Genomic DNA, 14,896 nt, shown 5'->3' with positions numbered 1-14,896 from the left:
CTCTAGCCGTCGGTGACGGCGTCGCCGATGGCTTGGTCGAGGATGGAAAGGCCGAGGGCCAGTTCGTCTTCGCTGGTGGTCAGCGGCGGGGCGATGCGGAAGACGCCGCCCATTCCTGGGAGCTGCACGATATTCATGTGCAAGCCGAGTTCCAGGCAGCGGCGCGTGACGAATGCGCCGAGTTCGTCTGAGCCCTGCTTGGTTTCGCGGTCGAGGACGAGTTCCAACCCGACGAGCAGACCGCGGCCTCTGATATCGCCGACTACGCTGTGCCGCTGGCCGATTCGCTCCAGGCCGCGACGGAGAAACATGCCCAGTTCCGCGGCACGCTCGTCGAGACCGTCGCGAACGAGGACATCCAGCACGGTATTGCCGACCGCCGCGACCAGCGGATCCGAGACGTGGGTGGTGAAGAACAGAAACCCGCGATGATGTGCCCGCTGCTCGATTTCGGCACTGGTGATCACGGCCGCGAGCGGCAGTCCCGCGCCCAGCGTCTTCGACAGCGTCAGGATGTCCGGGACGACGCCGTCGCGCTCGAATGCGTACCAGGAGCCGGTGCGGCACAGACCGGTTTGCGCCTCGTCCAGGATCAGCAGCATGCCACGCTCGCGACACTTGTCCCGCAGCGCGGCGAAGTAACCGGGTGGCGGTTCGACGACGCCACCGGAACTGAGAATCGGCTCGACCAGGCAGGCCGCGAGGCTCCCGACCGACTGCGCATCGATCAGATCGAACGCGAAGTCGAGTTGCCGCCGCCAGTCGAGTTCGCCGGCGACCGTGGTGAAATCGGGACGATACGAATGCGGCACGGGGATGGCGAAATTCCCCGGTGCTGCAGGGCCGTAGCCCTTGCGTCCCGCACTATAGGTGGCACTCGCCGCCGCTTGCGTCATACCGTGCCAAGAGCGCGCGAACGACACGATCTCGTGCTTTCCCGTGACCAGCTTGGCCATTCGGATAGCGGCCTCATTCGACTCCGCACCGGTGGTCAGCAGCAGAACCTTCGCCAGCGGTTCGGGCAAGGTCTCGGCCAGTCGCCGGGCGAGGTCGACGACCGGGCGACTCAGCATGCCGCTGAACAGATGGTCGAGCTCACCGACCTGGCGTCGGACCGTGGCGACGATATCCGGGTGTGCGTGTCCGAGAATCGCACTCATCTGCCCGGAAGTGAAATCCAGTATCTCCCTGCCACTTTCGGTGTACAGGAAGCTGCCCGCGGCGCGAGTGATGATTTCGCGGGTGAATTCGCCAGCGCCCGCATAGCGGACGAGGTGCCGATCGGCATCGGCCCAGAAGTCGTCGGTGGACAGTGCTGCGGAGGTGGGGGCGGCCATATTCCGACGGTAAGGGTCGTCCGAGCATCGGGTCCAGCTCACATTTCCGGCTGTGCTGTTCGGCTCGGCCGCACAACAATGGATCCATGTTGAACCCTTGGCGACTGCGTCTGCTCAGCCAACTCGACTCGCTCGGCACCGTCCGTGCGGTCGCACAGGCGGCTCACCTCAGCGCGTCCAGCGTGTCCCAGCAGCTCGCGGTGCTGGAGGCCGAAACCCGCACCCAGCTGCTCGAACGCACCGGTCGCCGAGTCCGGCTCACCCCCGCCGGGCTGATGCTGGCCCGCCGCGCAAGGACCATCCTCGATCAGATGGACGGCGTCGAGGCGGAGTTGCGCAGCCTCGGCGAGGAACCGGTCGGGTCGGTCCGACTCGGCGCATTCCAGAGCGCCATCCATTCGCTGTGCGTGCCCGCGGTGACGCGCCTCGCGCAGACGCATCCGCATCTCGATGTCGAACTGGTCGAACTGGAACCGCACGAGAGCATGCCCGCGCTGCGCGTCGGCGACGCCGACATCATCATCACCACAACCGATTTCGTCGAACATCCGCTCGGCTCGGATGTGGATATCGTGCCGTTGGCCACCGATCCGATCGTGCTCGTCCTGCCACCGGAGCGCGCCGCCCGCGGGCCCGCCGATCTCGCCGCCTACGCCGACGAGCCGTGGGCATTCGATATGCCGAAGTCGTATATGGCGAATCTGGCCACCCGGCTGTGCCGCGAATCCGGATTCGAACCGCGGGTGGTTTGCCGGTTCAGCAACTACATGATGACGCTGCAGCACGTCGAAGCCGGACTTTCGATCGCCATGCTCCCCGGCTTGGCGGTCGATCAACGCTATCGCGTCGCGACCCGGGAACTCGCCAATCCCGTCACCCGCACGATCACCGCAGTGATTCGCCGCGGTGCGCCGCCACGTGCCGCCGTCAATCTGGTGCTCGAGGAGCTGCGTCGGATTCGTGAGCTGCCGGTCGATCCGCGCCTATCGACGACTTTTCAAGCGTGACAGCGACTTTCGGGTGCTACATCCACCTGAGCATGCTCGAATCTGTCTTGACCGCAGGCGGCGTCATCGCAGCGAATCTGCTGCGCACATTAGATGGCTGGCGCATAGCCGAACTTGCGAACCGCGTAATCCGGCGGACGGGCTCACTTCGGAAATATGGCGCAAACCTGATAGGGCTATCGTCGAACTATGGGCGTTATGGGCGAACTGTTCCCCGGGCAGAAGCTGGCCGATGAAGGCAGCGAGGACAGCGATGGGCAGGTGCACCGTCCGCGCGTCGAGATTGATCTCGACGCCGGTGTGGTGCGGCTCGGTCCCACTGCGAAGTCGACTGATGAAACCGAATAAGGACTGTGCCGCAGGTCAATTTCGCTCGGGTAACTCGCGTCCGTCCGGCCCGCAGACGTCGGTGCCGCTGATGGTCTGAATGACCGGTTCTCGATCGGCCCCGGCTTGGTCCAGTGCTTGGGCGAAGACCTCGGGTGGTTGGGCGCCGGAGACGCCATATTTGCGGTCGAAGACAAAGACCAGGACGGCTCCGGCGCCCAGTTGCGCGGCTTCCTCTACCGGATCTGTTCCCACCGATCGAGGTTCCCACTGGAGGTGAGTTCGCGTGTTCTTCGCCACTTAAGCTGAGCTCATGGAGCAGCCGAACTCCTCCCGAGCTATCACATCTCGACACGGGACCGCTCCGGCGAGGGCGAGACAGACACAAGGCCGCGCCGCGGAGCTGGCGGAGCTCCGGGCGCGGCTGGGACCGCTCCGATGTTATTGGGGCCACATACTGGCCGCGGTCGGCAGTACGGCCACACTCATCCTGCTGTTCCAGTCGTGGATTACCGCACAGGGGCCCGACGGCAAGGTCGCCGCCAATGCCTTCGGTCGGCTCGAAATAACCACGAACTACCTGAACGTCTGGTCGCAAGCGAAGCCCAAAACCCCGTCGGTCACCGGCCTCTGGGCCATTCTCGCCAGCGCCGCCATCATCATCGCGCTCTGCGCCATCGTGCTGAACATCCGTCTTCGCACCGAATTCCTTGCCCGCCTGACGACCTTTTCGCTGGCATGTGCCGCACTTTTCGTCGTCTTCTGCCTGATCTATCTCAATGGCAAAGGCGCCGAACTCAAGGCGATGACCGGTCGCACCTATGACCTGGGCGGCCATATCGGACAGATACTGAACTGGGCCACCGGTAGAGGCAAACTCGTCGTCCCGGGCACCGGTACCTCCAACTACGCATCCGCCGGTCTCACCCACTGGGGATTTCTCGCCGTGGTGACCTCGCTCGGTTCGACCATGGCGGCCGTCGCCCAATGGCTGCTGGTGCGTCGCGCTTCCGACAATCCGCTCCGACTGTCCTGGCGAATGCCCATTGTCGTTTCCCGAGCATCCTCGAACGACACCTGAGGCAATTGGCTACCGAGCGAATGCCTTCCGCAGTGCCGTCGCCGCGTCGAGCCGGGCACGTTTGCTGTCGTCGAAGGGATGCCGGACGAATTCGTGGATCATCCCCGGATAGCGGGCGACCGTAACCGGAACCCCTGCCTGCTCGAGGCGCTGGCCGTACTCTTCGCCCTCGTCGCGCAGTGCGTCGTATTCGGCCGTGACAATCAGTGCCGGAGGTAGCCCGGCCAGGTCGGGGGCAAGCAGTGGGGAAACCCGCGGGTCGAGTTTCTCCTCGGCATTGTTCAGGTAACCGTCCATGAACCAGTGCTGGGCGTCGCGGCTGATATTGCCGTACTTGCCCGCGAACTCCGTGATGCTGAAATTCGTTCTGCGGAAATCGAGATCGGGATAGATCAGCAGTTGGAAGATCAGCGCCGGACCGCCGTTGTCGCGTGCCATGTGCGCGACGACCGCCGCCAGATTGCCGCCTGCGCTGTCGCCGCCAACGGCAATGCGAGTGGCGTCGACACCGATGCTCGCCGCATGCTCGGCGACCCATTGTGTCGCGCTGTAGCAAGCGTTGGGTGCTGCCGGAAACTTGTGTTCGGGAGCCAGGGGATAGTCGACCGAGACGACGACACATTCCGCACCGTTGGCCAGACTGCGGCACAGTCCGTCATGGGTGTCCAGATCGCCGAGCATGAAGCCGCCGCCATGGAAGAACACCAATGCGGGGAAGGGGCCTTCCCCATCCTGGGTGTAGATACGGAGCTCGCCTATGCCCGGGACGGTTCGGTTCTCGACATTCGCGACGGGTTCCGGTTCGCCGAGTAGGGCGATCTGTCGGCGCCATCCTTCGCGTGCCTGCTCCGCGGTGAACGTGTGCACCGAGCCGAAATCGGCACGGGCGAGACGGTCCAGATAACCCTGAACTTGGGGGTGCAGCTCTTCTCTTGTTTCGCTCATTAGCCTATCGTCTGACTTGAAGCATGCTTCAAGTCAAGGAGTGATGATGCTCGATATTGCGGAAGTGGCCGCGCGGTCCGGATTGGCGCCGTCTGCGCTGCGCTACTACGAGAAGCGTGGGCTCATCGAATCCGACGGACGCAACGGTCTGCGGCGCACCTACCGGCCCGAGGTGATCGACCGCCTGGCGCTCGTATCCTGTGCTCGCGCAGCGGGTTTCACGCTCGCGCAGATCGCGCGATTCCTCGTGGCCACGCCCGCGGATGCCGAACTGCGCCGCCATATGGCGAAGAAGGCTCAGCAGTTGGACGAGGACATCGCTCGACTCGCTCGCATGCGCGACAGCCTCCGTCATGCCGCCACCTGCGCCCACCAACCGCTGGTCGAGTGCCCCGACTTCAAGCAGACGTTCGGTTCGGTGCGGGCAGCGAGCAGCGGGTCGTAATCCGAAATTCGCTGACGGGGTGGGCGACGCTGGGGCGGTGGCCGCCGACCCACCCGAAACAGGGCCCGGCGAGTACGACTCAGCCGGACCCTGTTTCGGCGCGACGTCAGGTGGCGCCGACCCCTCCGCGGCGCCAACTGCCGTTACGCGGCCGGTGTGGTCGGTACCGCGATGCGGCAGTTGGCGCCGGCTTGCCGACGGTCTCGTTCGACGATGCGGGCGTGCAGCAGCACGACCGCCTTGGCCAATTCGAGGCCGAGGTCGGCGGCCCGGATAGCGGCGATTTCCATGGCGAGCACGTAGTCTTCGGGATCCGGATCGCTCAGGGTCTCGTCGAGGACCATGCCGGTCATGGCCTGCGTCCGTGTCAGTATTCGGCCGGGCAGCCAGCTCAAAACCCAGCCGCAGCCGGTGTAGCGGGCGGTTTCGGGGGTGATGTCGCTGGTGATCAACCAGTCGGTCAGCCTCAGTGTCATGACCCCTCCCTTGGTCGATCGAAACCATCTGTCCCGGAAAACGATCTCCGGATCAGATGTGACGCTGACAACAATGCTATGGATCGCCACTTCTGGATGTCAACTAAGCATAGAAGCTATCTGATGATATTTCTTGATCAATATTGCTTAGTTTCAAGCAGATTCGGAGTTGTGTATCCGTAATTCGCTCCTCGAGAGCAGCTTTGAACGACGCCATGCGCAATCAAGGTCACAGGTATCGAAGCCGCTTCGCGCAATATCCGCCCGCTGGTGCGCATTCCAGCGACCAATCAGAAAACTTCCAACATTGCTATCGCTGTTTTGCGACGTAACGTGGCTATGATGTCGTCGGATGACACATCGTGAGCATTGAAAAATCCGAGCGTGAGGATGGAGGCGCGGAATGGCTGGCTCAGCGCAGGACGGTGAGCAGGTCGGGGATCTGGTCCGTCGGCTCCGCACGGAACGCGGGTTCACCCAGGCCGCACTCGCGGCCAAGACTGGTTGTTCGCGCAGCCTGATCCAGCAGATCGAGAACGGAACTCGGGTGCCACCGCTACCGCTGCGCGAACGGCTCAGCCTGGCGCTCGGCCAGGAATTGCCCACGACCGACGGTATCGCCGAGGGGATCGCCGGCGGCGCCTATCACGATCTGCGCATGCGCTTCAATGTCCTGCTCGGCAAGGACCCTGAACTCGTCGAGCGGGCACTCGGCATCGCGGGCAGTCTGATTGATGCGACCTCCGCGCGGGAAGAGATCGAACCGCTGCGCATGATCGCCGATCGACAGTTGGAGCGCGCCGAGGAAATCCTGGCGCAGATCCCCTCGCGCAGCGCGACCGTCTGGGAATGGAATACCGTCAGTGACTGGCTGATCATCCTCGAGCAGGCCAAGGCGTCCGTGCGCGCGATCCACACCGCCGACCTGGGCACCATCGGCGGCGACGTCGGCGACGACTATCACGCCGCTATCCTGCGCCTGGCAGATACGACCCATCCGCCCCGAATCGATGTGAGACGCATGTATGTCCTCGACACGATCGAGGATGTCTGGCCCTATGACGACAAATTGTGGAAGCAGGCGCGTTCTGGTGTGGAGAGCGTACTGGTCAAGCGTGAGTACGCGCGCAATGCGCAGAGCATGCTCATCGTCGACGAAAAGTACGTCGCTGTCGGTGAATACGACTATTCCCGGCAGGCGCGCGTGGCGACCCGGTTCTCGGCCCTGAAGCACGATGTCGCATTCGCGGTGCGCCGGTTCGAGCGGCTCTATGAGCTCAAGCTCGCCGGTTCGGGCATTGTCGTCAACGATATCGTCGCATCACCGGCGCTGGCCGGTTATGAACGTCTCACCGAGGGCGATTGCCGCGATCTGTTCCGTGCGGCGCTGGAACAGAGTTGGCGCGAGATGACCGCGCCGGGAGAGCCGTCTTTCGAAAGTGAGGTGTCGTGACTCGGCAGGCTGACAACGATCGGCTGCCTTGGCGGACACCGGCACCCAGCCTGGCCGCCCGCACAAATCGCTCCGAGGAGCGGAAGCGGGAAGTGCGGCGGCATCTGGGTGCGCGACCGCAGTTCGCGGGGACGGGCCACCGGAGGTATTCGGATGTACTGGACGCCTACCACGGCGAGACGGGGCTGCCCCTGGCCGAAAGTGCCGTGGCCGCATTGGATCTGGCATGGCGCGAACTGATGCATACCCAACCGCCGGACGAATACGCCGACGGCACGCTCTATCACAAGCGCCAGCCGCTGGTATTGCGAGAGTTGGCAGCGCACAAGCTGTTCGGGCGATTGGCGCAGCCGGTCGACGGGATACCTGGAGTCCGGGTGGCGCCGGAGGAGGTCATCGTCTGCCCGTATTCGAGCACTATGCTGCTCGAGGAGGCGGTCGCGACGCTGGCCCGTCCCGGTGGTGTGATCGTGTATCCGGAAGGCCTGTACAAGAGTTCGGGCATTCATGTGGAGAAGTACGGTCTGCGGATGGAGGCTTGCCCGGTCGCGCCGGACGACTCCTTCAAGATCGACCCGGACCTGCTGGCATCCTGCCTGGACTACTTCGCCGAACGTGATGAACTGTGCGGGGTGCTGCTCACCCTGCCCGGGAACCCGGTGTTCACCGATTATTCGGCCGAGGAGTTGCTGGCGATCGGCCGGGTGCTGGTTGCCAGTGGGGTACCGGTCATCTGCGATATGGCTTTCGATTGCATGGTGGAACAGCACATTCCGATCGCCGCGGTAGCGATCGCATCCGACGACGGCGTGCGCCGGTTGTACGACCAGGTGCTCACCATTACCGGAAACTCCAAGGGCTACAACGCCTTCGGTCCGTGCAAATTGGGCGCGGCCTGTTCGGGCAACGCCGATTGGCTGGCCAGGATTCGCGAGCGGCTGACCATTTCCTTCCAGCGCGAGTCGACGCATCTGGCGCGGGCGATTGTCGAGCACACACCCGAGAGTTACTTCGCGCAGAACCGTGTACGGATGCTCGACCAGCTGGATCGCGCGCACAGCCACATCGACGCGATAAATACTCGCCTCGGCGCGAAAGTCATTCGGCCGCTGGGCAGTCGACAGGGCATGTTCCTCACCGTCGTCTTCGACGATGCGATCCTCGACGAGGCAGGTGTCGAAACCAGTGCGGAGATAGCGGATCTGTTGCTCGCTGGTGCCGGGATCGACAGCGTCGCCCTGGATCGGACCGGATCCGAGCGACGCGGTGTCCGATTCAATGTGCTGGCGCCGCGCAAGGCGCCGGGGCGCGAGTCGGCGGATCTGGTCGACGAATTGTTCGACCGGCTCGAACAGTTGTTGTCCGCGATCCGGAATGGGCTGACCTATCACAAGGTGCTGGCCGAGCGCGGTCTGCTCGTCATCGAACATGTTGCGGCACGATGATTGTCGGCGTTCTGCGGGAGACCGCTGCTGAGGAGCGGCGTGTCGCATTGTTACCGGAGGATGTGCGCGGGCTCGCGGGAGTGCGGGTCATCGTGGAGCGCGATGCGGGCCGGTCCATCGGGTTCGACGACGCGGACTATGTGGCCGCTGGGGCGCAACTGGGCGAGCGTACCGAGATTTTCGCGCGCTGCGATGTTGTGGTGTGGGTGAAACCTCCTTCCTACCAATTGGATTCGGTACGCCCCGGTATGACTCTGATCGGATTCCAGGACCCGCTGCATCGCCGCGACCTGATTGCGGCACTTCGCGCACGCGGCATCGAGTCAGTCGGCTATGAAACCGTCCCGCACTCCCGTCCCGATATCGATGCGCTCTCCGCGATGAGCCGGATAGCGGGCGAGGTCGCCTACGAGCAAGCGCGACAACTCCTGTCGACCGAGGCGCCCGTGCGCGCCTTGATACTCGGCTGCGGGCAGGCCGGACTTTCCGCCATAGCCGCAGCGGCCGCCCACGGCGACGAGCCGATCGCGATGGGTAACCGCCAGGAGCAGGAATCCGCGGCAGTCCTGCGCGGTGCCAGGGCATTCCTGCCGAATCCGGATGGACTTCTCGCCCACCTCGCCACCGATCCGCCCGACCTCATTGTCTGCGCCGCCGTGCACCGCGGCTCCCACGGCCCGATGCTGCTGGACGCCACTGCACTGGACTCGCTCCGCCCTGGGACGGTGATCGTCGACCTCGTCGCCAAATCCGGCGGCAATTGCGTCGCCACCGTTCCGGATCGCACCATAACCCTCCCGAACGGCGTGATCGTCACGCATCGGTCGAACTACCCGACCCTGCGGCCAGTGGAAGCCAGTCACGCCTACAGCGCAGCCACCGCAGCCCTGCTGAAAAGCCGGATTGCGTTCAGCGCGGAACCGTGACCGGGTCGGTGCAGCTGGCTGCGGCGTCGACCAGTGAGCATGGCCGGGGTGCCCGAGGCGGGCGGTAATCGCCGGCAACACCGCTGTTGCGGGTGATCGCGGTGTAGGCGGGCACCGCGTCGGTGGGCTTGCGGGTGAGCGTCGGATCGGTCAGCACATCCACGGTATAGAGGCCGAAACGTGGTGTGTAGCTGCCCCATTCGTAGTTGTCGGTCAGGCTCCAGTAGTTGTAGCCGATGACGTTCATGCCGTCGGCCACGGCCCGCTGGATCCAGTAGATGGTGTCGCGCAGATCGTCGCCGCGGGTGTAGCCGTCGGCGCGCGGATCGCCGTTCTCGGTGGGCATGCCGTTCTCGACGATGTAGAGCGGCTTACCGGGGAACTGGCGCGAATAGTGTTGCAGCGCATAGTAGATGCCCTCGGGCTGCAGCGGGTTGTTCCAGAGCTTCGTCAGGTTGTCGATCTGTGCCGTCACGGTATCGGGGGATATGCCGTAGTAGTAATCGATGCCGATGTAGTCGAGTTTCGCGGCGATTCTATCGATGAACGGCTTGTTGACCACATCCTCGGCCGCCGGGATATAGGCCACATTGCTGGTTACCATGGCTTCGGGCTGCACCTGGTGGATGTGGTCGTAGATCGCGTTGTGCGCCAGGGCGAGTCGGTCCTGCATACCGGGCACATCGGTGATCTGGAGTCCGCCGTGGCGCAGTTCGTTCACGCCGTAGAAGGTGGGTTCGTTGAAGGTGACCCACAGTGGGTTGTCGGCGGCGTAGCGATCGACGACCGTACGGGCGTTGGCGAGCCAGTCCGAAACCATATCGGTGTTGTGCCAGCCCCCACGGTCGACCTCCCAACCGGGGAACACCCAGTGATCCAGCGTGATCATCGGCCGCATACCGGCGGCCTTGATCTTCCCGATCACATTGTCGTAGAAGTGGAATCCCTCCTCCGACCACACTCCCGGCCGCGGCTGTACGCGCGCCCATTCGACGCTGATCCGATACACCTTCACACCCAGGCCGGCCGCCAGATCGATATCGGAGGCGTAGCGGCTGTAGAAGCCGACCGAATCCCGGTACGGGTCATCGGTTTCGCCCGCCGCGACATAGCGGCTCCAATTGCTGTCCGGCGCATGGCCTTCGGACTGGTAGCCCGAGGCAGCGACACCCCAGAGGAAGTCCGGGTCGAGCGGCGCGACCTGTGCGGGCGGCTCCGGCCGCGCGAAGGCGGGGGAACTCGGCAGGAGTGCGGCGGCCAGAACGGCCACACAGAGGGTGCGGAGTCGCATCGGATGGTGCTCCTGTTCGTCGAGGTTGCCTCGAACAAAAAACGTACAACGCTCGGTTTTCGCTGGCAAGACCACCCTCGATTCGTGCCTACACTGACCCGATGGCGAAACGGGGCCCCTATGGCAAGGGCATAGAACGACGGGAGCAGATCCTCGATGCCGCGCTGCGCACGATCGCCGAACGCGGCTATTCGGCCACCTCCGTTGCCGAGCTGGCCGATGCGGTCGGGCTGAGCCAGGGCGGGCTGCTGCACTACTTCGGCTCGAAGGAGGAACTGTTCATAGCCGTGCTGCGCAAGCGCGACGAATCCGACGTCGCCACCGCATTGCATGGCTGCGCACCCGAGGCCTTCATCGAGGTGATCCGCCGCAACACCGAGGTCCCCGGGCTGATCGAACTTTTCACCCACATGCAGGCCGCCGCCTCCGACCCGACCCATCCCGCCCACGACTACATGCGGCAACGTTATAGCTTGGGCGTCCAAGCCTTCTCCTACGCGCTGCGCGAGATGCAAACAGCAGGCACCCTCCCCACCGATATCGACACCGACAGCGCCGCAACCATGTTCTTCGCCCTCGCGGACGGTCTCCAGGCCCGCTGGCTGATCGACCCGACCATCGACATGGCCGCCCAACTCGAACAGACCTGGCGTCGCTACATCGGAAATACGCCGCGCTGAGGCGCCGCACCCTAGTTACTGCGCCGCCCCCGAACTGTCGGGGACGTCGACCCGCTGCCAGCACAACGATGAGCCGCTGTTGTCCGGCTGGTTGCGGTGACCGCGAACGGATTACCTGCCGCCGTGCGGTGATCGGTGGTCATGGTCGTGCTCGGTGTCGGGGGAGCCGCCCATCATGCGCAACATCGGGATTCCGCCGGTGCGTACGAAGATCGTGACCAAGACCGCGGCGAGGAAGAGGAAGGCGATATTGAGCCAGGTGGTGTAGTTCCAGCGGATGCCTTCCGTCATCACCATGGCGTTGCGCTCTGTCGGAACGAGATTTGTTGTGCCGAAGAGGATTTCGACGAGATATCCGGCTCCGACCATGGCGGCGTAGAAGGTGCCCAGCAGGGTGAGGGTCATGCGGAGGCCGTAGTACTTGCGGTAGATATTGAGGATCGGGAGGATCAGCAGGTCGGCGTATATGAAGGCGATGACGCCGCCGAAGCTGATGCCGCCGTTCCACAGCACTGCGGCCAGCGGCACATTGCCGATCGAGCAGACGAAGGACAGGATCGCCACCAGCGGCCCGACGATCGGTCCCCAAATGGCTGATAGCAGTGGATGATCGGTGAGGAAGAAGTTCTGCCAGAACGTCTCCGGCACCCATGCGCCTATCGCGCCCGCTATCAGCAGTCCGATGACGAGGTCGCGCAGAATCGCGGCCCATTCCATCACGAACACATGCGAGAGGGCCGTTAGTCCCGGCCGCGACAGCAGCCGTCGTATGAAGGAGCCTTCGGTGGCGACCGCCATATCCATGGCGGCATGGCCTTCCATCGATCCGGCGAGTCCGCGGTCGGCTTGGTGACGCGCCTGCTCGACGAGCTCGGACCGCACGAACCATCGGAAGAGCACCGCGAGCAGCACGATCATGATCGGCCCGCCGGCGAATTCGGCCGCGGTGAACTGCCAGCCCATGAGCAGCGCCAGGATGACGCCGAGTTCGATAACGAGGTTGGTGGATCCGATTTCGAATGCCATCGCGGCGGTGAAATTCGCACCCTTGCGAAACAGTGAACGCGCCAGCGCCACGGCCGCATACGAGCACGACGAGGACGCCGCGCCGAGCCCGGCGGCGATGGCGAGGGTGCGCGGCCGATCGTCGCCCATCAGGCGCAGAATGGTCGACTTACGCACCACCGCCTGCACGACGGCGGACAGCGCGAAGCCGAGAATGAGAGCCCAGAGGATCTCCCAGGTCATCGACCCGGCCAGGGATAGCGCGTGCCCGATAGCGTTCACCACGCGAAGCTATACCCCTACCGGGCAACATTCATTCAGGCGCTGCGGAGGACGAGGACGGTGATTTCGCTCGGCGCGAAGACCCGGAATTGCGGACCCCAGAACCCGGTGCCACGGCTGGTGTAGAGCTGGGTGTGCTCGCCGTGGCGGCTGAGACCGGCGACTACCGGTTGCTCGAGGCGGACCAGATAGTGGAAGGGCCAGATCTGGCCGCCGTGGGTGTGGCCGGAAATCTGCAGGGCCACCCCGGCCGCGGCGGCTTCGATAACTTGCCTGGGTTGATGGGCCAGCAGGACGACCGGTGCGTCCGGGGCCCCCGCGAGGGCGCCGGGGAGGTCGGGCCCGTGCCCGGGCACGCTGACGCCGGTCGGGTCGTCGATGCCCGCCAGCACCAGCCGGTCGCCGCCGCGGGTGATCGTCTCGTGTTGGTTGTGCAGCGGCTGCCAGCCGATCGAGGTCATATGCTCGATCCAGCCCGGCGCGTCGCCGAAGTATTCGTGATTGCCGGTGATGTAGAACCGGCCGAGCGGAGCCTCGATCTTGCCGAGCGGATCGACCTGCGGATGCCGCTTCTCGACCGAACCGTCGGCGAGATCGCCCGCGTGGCAGGCGATATCGGGCTGCTGGGCGTTCACTACATCGACGACCTTCTCCGACCACCGCAACCGGTCCAGCGCGGCGTAGTGGGTATCGGTGATGACCACCATGCGCAGTCCGTCGAGTGCGGGTCCGAGCCCGCGGATCGCGACATCAAGGGTGCGGACCCGAGGCACCCGGCGCGCCTCGATCACACCCCACACCGACAGCGCGGCGGCGATCACGAATACCCCAGCGGCAACGATCCTGGAACGCGCCGGATCGTCCACGCCACCGGCGGCGAGTCCGAGCCCGACGATATTGCCGATCACCGACCAGCTGAATACCACCCACATCAGGCCGAGCAACGTGTCGCCCACAATGGAGGCCGCGTCGTGCTGCCTCGGTCCATGGCCGAGAAACATCGATGCGGGCAGACATACGAAACCCGCCAGAAAAACCGCCGAGCCGAGCCAGAACAGCGGCCCGTCGGTTGTGGCGCCGATCAAGGTCCACCACGGCACCAGGAAGAGCAGGGCGGGAATCGCCAGAAACAGGACGATACGCGGAACGTATTTCACAAAAGTTCATTCCTCGCGGGGGACGGCGCGGCGCACGGTCCCACCACCGGAGCACCATGGGTGCTAACGACGATAACAGCGTTAACGCAAGTGCGTCGGTACCCGGAATTCGGGCAGGTCAGCCATGGCAGGGGCGGCCGCCATACGACGGATCGAGTGCTTTCTGCACGACGTAGCCGACGGTGGGGGATTCCGGCAGCGCGCCATGGTTGAACTCATCGTCCGGGCACAGGTCCTGCACCCAGATATTGTCGACCGTGGCCCCGATTCCGGCGGTGAGAAAGGTGGCCTCGGGTGGAGTGACGACCCGATCGAGATGGCTGGCGATAACCGTGTACTTGACTCCGGGCTCGGTATCGCCTCCGGCATTGAGGCTGCGCAGGAATTCACTATCGATCAGTTGTTGTGACGCTGCCGTGCCCAGATATCTCGTGATCAGGCCGAGGATCGGCGCCTGCGCACTGCCGGTTGGCAGTAGGAAGCCGAGCCCTTCCGCGGTGGTGCCGTGGTTGGTCGCCGCGATGGTGACCAGATGGTCCACCTTGTTATCCGCCGGATTCCGCTGATCCGCACCGCCCTCGAAGCGCATGAACTGCCGCGCCAGCGGACCGCCCTGGGAGTGTGCGACGATATCCACCTTCGGTGCACCGGTGGCCGCACGCACCTCAGCGACGAATCCCGCGATTTCCCTGGCCGAGTTGCGCATATCCGCGGTGCCGTAGACGCCGGGTTGCGCACCTCGGATACTGGAGATCGCGCGCCCGTAACTCAGCGAAAATACGCAATAGCCCTGCGCCTTCAGCTGTGGTGCGAGCACATCCCAGGAATTCTGATTCCCCCAGGTGCCGTGCACCAGGACAACAGGTTGTGGATGCGCCGCCGACGGGCGGCAGGTCCAATCATTGGCGCCGGCCGGTGGCACGCTCCCATCCGGACGGGCATCCTCGCCGTGTGCCGGAGCGCGCAAGCCGAAGAGGGTGCTGATAAGTACTGCGGGCACGATAATCGGTAGGACAAGAGGCGAACTTTTCGCAAACAC

At 64.4% G+C, this 14,896-nt stretch carries 16 protein-coding genes; 8 read left to right on the top strand and 8 right to left on the bottom strand.

Going from position 1 to position 14,896, the window contains the following annotated elements:
• Positions 1-2: 2 nt before the first annotated feature.
• On the bottom strand, positions 3-1,337 hold the full coding sequence (locus ACIBI6_RS19450) for an aspartate aminotransferase family protein (protein WP_364341229.1): 1,335 nt from the start codon (positions 1,335-1,337) through the stop codon (positions 3-5).
• Between the two features lie 86 nt (positions 1,338-1,423).
• On the opposite strand from ACIBI6_RS19450, the gene ACIBI6_RS19445 reads away from it, so the two are divergent.
• Both ACIBI6_RS19445 and ACIBI6_RS19440 read left to right on the top strand, forming a co-directional pair.
• Positions 1,424-2,344, top strand: coding sequence for a LysR substrate-binding domain-containing protein (locus ACIBI6_RS19445; RefSeq protein WP_364341231.1), 921 nt, complete (start codon positions 1,424-1,426; stop codon positions 2,342-2,344).
• A 198-nt stretch (positions 2,345-2,542) separates the two neighbouring features.
• Complete coding sequence (locus ACIBI6_RS19440) at positions 2,543-2,692, top strand: hypothetical protein (RefSeq protein WP_364341233.1); 150 nt, start codon at positions 2,543-2,545, stop codon at positions 2,690-2,692.
• Positions 2,693-2,707: 15 nt separating this feature from the next.
• Here ACIBI6_RS19440 and ACIBI6_RS19435 read toward each other — a convergent pair whose 3' ends face one another.
• Positions 2,708-2,926: a hypothetical protein gene (locus tag ACIBI6_RS19435; protein ID WP_396957261.1), complete on the bottom strand. Its 219-nt coding sequence runs from the start codon at positions 2,924-2,926 to the stop codon at positions 2,708-2,710.
• Positions 2,927-2,984: 58 nt separating this feature from the next.
• Here ACIBI6_RS19435 and ACIBI6_RS19430 point away from each other — a divergent pair, with 58 nt between their 5' ends.
• The gene (locus ACIBI6_RS19430; protein WP_364341237.1) at positions 2,985-3,752 is read left to right on the top strand and encodes a hypothetical protein; all 768 of its coding nucleotides are present in this window, start codon (positions 2,985-2,987) and stop codon (positions 3,750-3,752) included.
• Positions 3,753-3,761: 9 nt separating this feature from the next.
• Here ACIBI6_RS19430 and ACIBI6_RS19425 read toward each other — a convergent pair whose 3' ends face one another.
• Positions 3,762-4,697: an alpha/beta hydrolase gene (locus ACIBI6_RS19425; RefSeq protein WP_396957260.1), complete on the bottom strand. Its 936-nt coding sequence runs from the start codon at positions 4,695-4,697 to the stop codon at positions 3,762-3,764.
• Positions 4,698-4,743: 46 nt separating this feature from the next.
• Between ACIBI6_RS19425 and ACIBI6_RS19420 the strand changes: the two genes are divergently transcribed.
• Complete coding sequence (locus tag ACIBI6_RS19420) at positions 4,744-5,142, top strand: MerR family transcriptional regulator (protein ID WP_364341240.1); 399 nt, start codon at positions 4,744-4,746, stop codon at positions 5,140-5,142.
• Between the two features lie 143 nt (positions 5,143-5,285).
• On the opposite strand, the gene ACIBI6_RS19415 is transcribed toward ACIBI6_RS19420, so the two are convergent.
• Positions 5,286-5,618 carry a hypothetical protein gene (locus tag ACIBI6_RS19415; protein ID WP_364341242.1) on the bottom strand — a complete coding sequence of 111 codons (333 nt, stop codon included), beginning with the start codon at positions 5,616-5,618 and terminating at the stop codon, positions 5,286-5,288.
• Positions 5,619-6,021: 403 nt separating this feature from the next.
• On the opposite strand from ACIBI6_RS19415, the gene ACIBI6_RS19410 reads away from it, so the two are divergent.
• The 3 genes from ACIBI6_RS19410 to ACIBI6_RS19400 are packed head-to-tail and all read left to right on the top strand — an operon-like array spanning position 6,022 to position 9,442.
• Entirely contained in the window at positions 6,022-7,071 is a 1,050-nt protein-coding gene (locus ACIBI6_RS19410) for a helix-turn-helix transcriptional regulator (RefSeq protein ID WP_364341244.1), read from the top strand.
• Positions 7,068-8,516 carry a pyridoxal phosphate-dependent aminotransferase gene (locus ACIBI6_RS19405; protein WP_364341246.1) on the top strand — a complete coding sequence of 483 codons (1,449 nt, stop codon included), beginning with the start codon at positions 7,068-7,070 and terminating at the stop codon, positions 8,514-8,516. The genes ACIBI6_RS19410 and ACIBI6_RS19405 overlap by 4 nt, the downstream gene beginning before the upstream one ends.
• Complete coding sequence (locus ACIBI6_RS19400; RefSeq protein WP_396957259.1) at positions 8,513-9,442, top strand: hypothetical protein; 930 nt, start codon at positions 8,513-8,515, stop codon at positions 9,440-9,442. Before ACIBI6_RS19405 ends, ACIBI6_RS19400 begins: the two co-directional genes overlap by 4 nt.
• Here the strand turns inward: ACIBI6_RS19400 and ACIBI6_RS19395 are convergent.
• A complete protein-coding gene (locus ACIBI6_RS19395) occupies positions 9,426-10,733 on the bottom strand; it encodes a family 1 glycosylhydrolase (RefSeq protein WP_396957258.1) in 1,308 nt (435 codons plus the stop codon). The genes ACIBI6_RS19400 and ACIBI6_RS19395 overlap by 17 nt on opposite strands.
• Before the next feature lie 101 nt (positions 10,734-10,834).
• Between ACIBI6_RS19395 and ACIBI6_RS19390 the strand changes: the two genes are divergently transcribed.
• Entirely contained in the window at positions 10,835-11,413 is a 579-nt protein-coding gene (locus ACIBI6_RS19390) for a TetR/AcrR family transcriptional regulator (RefSeq protein ID WP_364341252.1), read from the top strand.
• A 111-nt stretch (positions 11,414-11,524) separates the two neighbouring features.
• On the opposite strand, the gene ACIBI6_RS19385 is transcribed toward ACIBI6_RS19390, so the two are convergent.
• The 3 genes from ACIBI6_RS19385 to ACIBI6_RS19375 all read right to left on the bottom strand — a co-directional run bounded on the left by ACIBI6_RS19385 (position 11,525) and on the right by ACIBI6_RS19375 (position 14,896).
• Positions 11,525-12,703 carry a permease gene (locus ACIBI6_RS19385; protein ID WP_364341254.1) on the bottom strand — a complete coding sequence of 393 codons (1,179 nt, stop codon included), beginning with the start codon at positions 12,701-12,703 and terminating at the stop codon, positions 11,525-11,527.
• A gap of 32 nt (positions 12,704-12,735) precedes the next feature.
• The gene (locus tag ACIBI6_RS19380; RefSeq protein WP_396957257.1) at positions 12,736-13,857 is read right to left on the bottom strand and encodes a metallophosphoesterase; all 1,122 of its coding nucleotides are present in this window, start codon (positions 13,855-13,857) and stop codon (positions 12,736-12,738) included.
• 118 nt (positions 13,858-13,975) lie between these two features.
• Entirely contained in the window at positions 13,976-14,896 is a 921-nt protein-coding gene (locus ACIBI6_RS19375) for an alpha/beta fold hydrolase (protein ID WP_364341258.1), read from the bottom strand.

It is taken from the genome of Nocardia sp. NPDC050412 (assembly GCF_044458825.1).
GTDB lineage: Bacteria > Actinomycetota > Actinomycetes > Mycobacteriales > Mycobacteriaceae > Nocardia.
The sequence above is the reverse complement of the archived record's forward strand: the minus strand, read 5'-3'. Positions and strand labels throughout refer to the sequence as shown.

Excerpts from the sequence above, each read along its gene's own strand:
- ACIBI6_RS19410 (WP_364341244.1), top strand. The coding sequence starts at position 6,022 with ATGGCTGGCTCAGCGCAGGACGGTGAGCAGGTCGGGGATCTGGTCCGT.
- ACIBI6_RS19420 (WP_364341240.1), top strand. The coding sequence starts at position 4,744 with ATGCTCGATATTGCGGAAGTGGCCGCGCGGTCCGGATTGGCGCCGTCT.
- ACIBI6_RS19390 (WP_364341252.1), top strand. The coding sequence starts at position 10,835 with ATGGCGAAACGGGGCCCCTATGGCAAGGGCATAGAACGACGGGAGCAG.
- ACIBI6_RS19395 (WP_396957258.1), bottom strand. The coding sequence starts at position 10,733 with ATGCGACTCCGCACCCTCTGTGTGGCCGTTCTGGCCGCCGCACTCCTG.
- ACIBI6_RS19440 (WP_364341233.1), top strand. The coding sequence starts at position 2,543 with ATGGGCGAACTGTTCCCCGGGCAGAAGCTGGCCGATGAAGGCAGCGAG.
- ACIBI6_RS19415 (WP_364341242.1), bottom strand. The coding sequence starts at position 5,618 with ATGACACTGAGGCTGACCGACTGGTTGATCACCAGCGACATCACCCCC.
- ACIBI6_RS19450 (WP_364341229.1), bottom strand. The coding sequence starts at position 1,337 with ATGGCCGCCCCCACCTCCGCAGCACTGTCCACCGACGACTTCTGGGCC.
- ACIBI6_RS19430 (WP_364341237.1), top strand. The coding sequence starts at position 2,985 with ATGGAGCAGCCGAACTCCTCCCGAGCTATCACATCTCGACACGGGACC.
- ACIBI6_RS19445 (WP_364341231.1), top strand. The coding sequence starts at position 1,424 with ATGTTGAACCCTTGGCGACTGCGTCTGCTCAGCCAACTCGACTCGCTC.
- ACIBI6_RS19425 (WP_396957260.1), bottom strand. The coding sequence starts at position 4,697 with ATGAGCGAAACAAGAGAAGAGCTGCACCCCCAAGTTCAGGGTTATCTG.
- ACIBI6_RS19400 (WP_396957259.1), top strand. The coding sequence starts at position 8,513 with ATGATTGTCGGCGTTCTGCGGGAGACCGCTGCTGAGGAGCGGCGTGTC.